The sequence below is a fragment of the Clostridia bacterium genome, from assembly GCA_036562685.1.
In the GTDB taxonomy this organism is placed as follows: Bacteria; Bacillota; Clostridia; order Christensenellales; family DUVY01; genus DUVY01.
In genome coordinates this window covers 1-3,569 of the sequence record DATCJR010000171.1, presented here as the reverse complement: position 1 = coordinate 3,569, position 3,569 = coordinate 1, and the positions used below count along the sequence as shown (strand labels likewise).

General features: G+C 34.5%; 7 protein-coding genes. 3 read left to right on the top strand and 4 right to left on the bottom strand.

The annotated features are described in order from the left end of the window. Window positions 1-536, bottom strand: a 536-nt coding sequence (locus tag VIL26_07650) for a hypothetical protein (GenBank protein ID HEY8390801.1), incomplete at its 3' end; no start/stop codon positions are given. Window positions 537-600: 64 nt separating this feature from the next. On the opposite strand from VIL26_07650, the gene VIL26_07645 reads away from it, so the two are divergent. Both VIL26_07645 and VIL26_07640 read left to right on the top strand, forming a co-directional pair. Next, the gene (locus VIL26_07645; protein HEY8390800.1) at window positions 601-1,275 is read left to right on the top strand and encodes a DUF6062 family protein; all 675 of its coding nucleotides are present in this window, start codon (window positions 601-603) and stop codon (window positions 1,273-1,275) included. 9 nt (window positions 1,276-1,284) lie between these two features. After that, window positions 1,285-1,623, top strand: a complete 339-nt coding sequence (locus VIL26_07640; protein ID HEY8390799.1) for a hypothetical protein — start codon at window positions 1,285-1,287, stop codon at window positions 1,621-1,623. Here VIL26_07640 and VIL26_07635 read toward each other — a convergent pair. Then, complete coding sequence (locus VIL26_07635) at window positions 1,620-1,835, bottom strand: helix-turn-helix transcriptional regulator (protein ID HEY8390798.1); 216 nt, start codon at window positions 1,833-1,835, stop codon at window positions 1,620-1,622. The genes VIL26_07640 and VIL26_07635 overlap by 4 nt on opposite strands. A 183-nt stretch (window positions 1,836-2,018) precedes the next feature. Here VIL26_07635 and VIL26_07630 point away from each other — a divergent pair, with 183 nt between their 5' ends. Further along, on the top strand, window positions 2,019-2,177 hold the full coding sequence (locus tag VIL26_07630; GenBank protein ID HEY8390797.1) for a hypothetical protein: 159 nt from the start codon (window positions 2,019-2,021) through the stop codon (window positions 2,175-2,177). A gap of 17 nt (window positions 2,178-2,194) precedes the next feature. Here the strand turns inward: VIL26_07630 and nrdG are convergent, their stop codons facing one another. Together nrdG and nrdD are read right to left on the bottom strand one after the other, a co-directional pair. Continuing rightward, complete coding sequence (nrdG, locus tag VIL26_07625; protein ID HEY8390796.1) at window positions 2,195-2,710, bottom strand: anaerobic ribonucleoside-triphosphate reductase activating protein; 516 nt, start codon at window positions 2,708-2,710, stop codon at window positions 2,195-2,197. A gap of 4 nt (window positions 2,711-2,714) precedes the next feature. After that, window positions 2,715-3,569 (bottom strand): anaerobic ribonucleoside-triphosphate reductase (nrdD, locus tag VIL26_07620; protein HEY8390795.1); only part of this gene is annotated, 855 nt, incomplete at its 5' end.

The window sequence follows — 3,569 nt, the reverse complement described above, 5'->3', positions numbered from 1 at the left end:
GGATAAACACCTGCAATTATTCGGTAAGAACCGTCAACAATGATATATCCTGCTCCGCCCAATTCTTTTATGGCATTAGAAGCATTTTTGGCTTCGCTTTCTGTTATATAACTGCCTATTTGCACTGCGTAATAATCTGTTTTTTTAGAATTGGCTTGATTGATTTTGCCCATCAAATGCCCTATATTAAGACCTTGCGCCAAAAGTATGGTTAAAAAAATTGTGATCAGTAGTCCGCTAACCATAAGAATCATGGCTGTAATAATTTCGGATTTTTTTAGCTTTGAAGTTTTAGGATAAGCTTTTTGATATTGATCAAAAGTTAAAGCAGTTTGATGGTCTGAATCATAACTTTGAAGCTGCTCAACATGATCATATCGGCTCAAAGACTTTTGATCTATCTTATATAATTCAAGACTGTTTGATTGAGGCGAATTTGTATATTCTTCATTATCATAATAGTCCTTGCTATAACCCAAACGCTTTTTGTCATAGCTCCATTCGCTGTAATCAATACCGCCTTTATTGTTTTTCATGCTTGAATTACCCTGCCTTTTAGGTTATACTTCTATTTAATACTATGTAAGGCGGTTTTCCTTTATGCAATACAAAATTCATACCACACCGATATGGGATGCTTTCAAAAAAGATGGTTTGTGTCCTATGTGTACTATCACCCAAGAACTAAGTACAATGTTTGTTGATAAATTTTTAAACGAAGCTGTCATGGTGCCGACTTCACGCCAGCTTGTCAATAAATATGGATTTTGCGCTCATCACTATAACATGCTTATTAACGGTGATAATATATTGGGAGTTGCACTTCAGAGTATTACCAGAACAGAACATTTGCAAAACATTTTGAAGCCGCCGTCTAGCATAAAATCAGCAAAAAAACAAGCGCAAGAACTGCAAAAAGAAAGTGAGTCTTGCGTTATATGTATGGATATTGAGAATAATATGCAAAGATACTATATGACTGTGGCGCAGATGTATTATAACGAACCAGCTTTTGTAAAAATGCTTAATGATTCACAGGGCTTCTGTCTATACCATTATGCAAAACTTTTGGAAAACGCTCATCACGCGCATTCAAAAGCAAATCAATTCTTAGAATCAATTTATTCCGTTCAGATTTCCAAGCTGGCAAAGTTAAATTCGGATCTAAATTCATTTACTCAAAAATTTGATTATCAAAAGAAAGATATTCCTTGGGGAACCAGCAAGGATTCGCCTTTAAGAGCGTCCAAAATTCTTACACGATCAAAATTATAAGGGAAAAAAATGCAAAATTTTAGTGAAGTAAAGATTTTTCAAGTAAAACCTGATAAAACTGCTGAATTTGAAGAGTTGATAAAAAATATCTCTCAAGAAATGCAAAAGCTGAGGGGATTAATAAAAACCTCATGTCTAAAAAGGTTTTATATTTTTGACAATATCAATGAGCCGCCTAGAGAACTTACCAAAATTGTTAAGTGCGTAAAATATTTTATGTATAGTGAATTTGACTGTATTCAAAACTACGCTTATGCGACAAAGTGGTTGTTTGATAATTATCAAAAAACCTTACAACGTTTGTTGATAGCACCTTTTGATATAAATTGCGGAGAATCAGTATTTTAATAATCCGTGCGACCTAGCAAATAATCGATAGAACAATCAAAATAATCCGCTAGTCGCCAAACATAAGTTACAAGTGGTTCCCCTTTTCCTAATATCCAGTTAGATATTGCTTGGTTTGATATTCCCGTCTCGCGTGCTAAAATCGACTGATTTATGTTTCTTTCTTTTATATACTCTTTTAGCCTTTCTCTAAAAACGTCTAAATTAATCATATTATTTGCCATAACTAGTCTTATTATATTACCACAATAAAATAAGAAAATATATTGATTTCCATATATATGGGGATTTTTACACATTTTTGTTATAATTTTATAATTGTGCTTGAGTTTGTTTGCGTTCCCATAATTATGGGAGTATAATTATCTCAACTTCTTTTTTAGTTTGGGGGAAATATGGACGAACTCATTTTTATTATTGGCGAATTATTAATAATGGAATCAAATATAATAGAAAAAGTTGTTTATCCATCTGAAACCGAATTTCCTGATAATTTACTGGCTATTGGCAAAGACGGAAAAACATACGAAATAAGCGTTAAAAGCTTGGATTAATTTTCAAAGACGAAAAATTATTGCACACCGCCCCAGCGTTCGGATGTTTCTATTACTGTTTTGTTTTCTTGTAGTGACTTCTGAACATTAATAATTCTTTGATTTTTTGAGCCCTTAAATTTTAACAAAAGGCTTTTTTGAGCCAATATAAATCTGCCGTCAATAATAATATCGACCAGCTTAGCCATTTCTGTTTTTGAATCATTGCAGTTTAGTAATTCTTCAAAACAATATCCCGTATATACGGCTATTTCATAGCCGTCAGCTTTTAGCTTTTTGATAAGCGGAATAAGGGCGGAGCTTTGCAAAAAAGGCTCGCCTCCGCTTATAGTTATTCCTTTTATCAAGGGATTGGCTTTGATTTTTTCATACAAAGTATCGGTATCAACTAAAGTACCGCCTGTATGACTCCATGTCTGAGGGTTGTGACAACCCTCGCAATGGAAATCACACCCTTGTGCAAATATGACGAACCTTATTCCAGGTCCGTCAACTATTGATTCTTGAATTAATCCTGATATTCTTAACTGCATAATATTATGATATTGTATGTTTTACTCTGTCGCGCTCTTCTGCTCGTTTTGCGTCATTAAATCTATCCAAAGTACCAACTAGATATCCTGTTATTCTTCTTATTCTTTCAAAACTAGGTCCTTCATTTTCTTTTCTTCCGCATTTGGGGCAAACATCGCCTATTATTCCGTTATATCCGCAAACAGGATCGCGATCAACGGGATGGTTAATTGAGCCATATCCGATATGATTGTCATGCATTGCTCTTACTATTGATTCAAATGCTTCTAAGTTATTGGCTGTATCGCCGTCAAGCTCAACATAAGTAATATGTCCTGCATTGGTAAGCGCATGATAAGGAGCTTCTATTTTGATTTTTTCATAAGCCGAAATAGGATAATATACAGGAACATGGAAACTGTTAGTATAATATTCTCTATCGGTTACGCCCTTGATTACGCCAAACTTCTTGCGGTCAAGCTTAACAAATCTTCCGGACAATCCTTCTGCAGGCGTAGCAAGCAATGTAAAGTTTAGATTGTACTTTTTGGTCATTCTGTCCGTATAATCACGCATAAAGGTTACTATTTCAAGTCCCAAGTTTCTGCTTTCAATAGATTCACCATGATGATGACCAGTCAACACCACAAGAGTTTCCGCCAAGCCTATAAAGCCTATAGACAATGTACCATTTTTGAGAACTTCGCCGACTTCGTCATCAATATTAAGTTTTTCTGAATCAATCCATACTCCTTGACCCATTAAGAATGGGAAGTTGCGTACTTTCTTATGACGTTGAATTTCAAATCTGTCTAACAACTGCCTTACGACCAAATCCATCATTTTTTCGAGTTCATTGAAAAACACATTGATATCTTT

Bases quoted from the DNA above. Each gene is read 5' to 3' on its own strand.
- VIL26_07645 (HEY8390800.1), top strand. From the start codon at position 601: ATGCAATACAAAATTCATACCACACCGATATGGGATGCTTTCAAAAAA.
- VIL26_07635 (HEY8390798.1), bottom strand. From the start codon at position 1,835: ATGATTAATTTAGACGTTTTTAGAGAAAGGCTAAAAGAGTATATAAAA.
- VIL26_07630 (HEY8390797.1), top strand. From the start codon at position 2,019: ATGGACGAACTCATTTTTATTATTGGCGAATTATTAATAATGGAATCA.
- VIL26_07640 (HEY8390799.1), top strand. From the start codon at position 1,285: ATGCAAAATTTTAGTGAAGTAAAGATTTTTCAAGTAAAACCTGATAAA.
- nrdG (HEY8390796.1), bottom strand. From the start codon at position 2,710: ATGCAGTTAAGAATATCAGGATTAATTCAAGAATCAATAGTTGACGGA.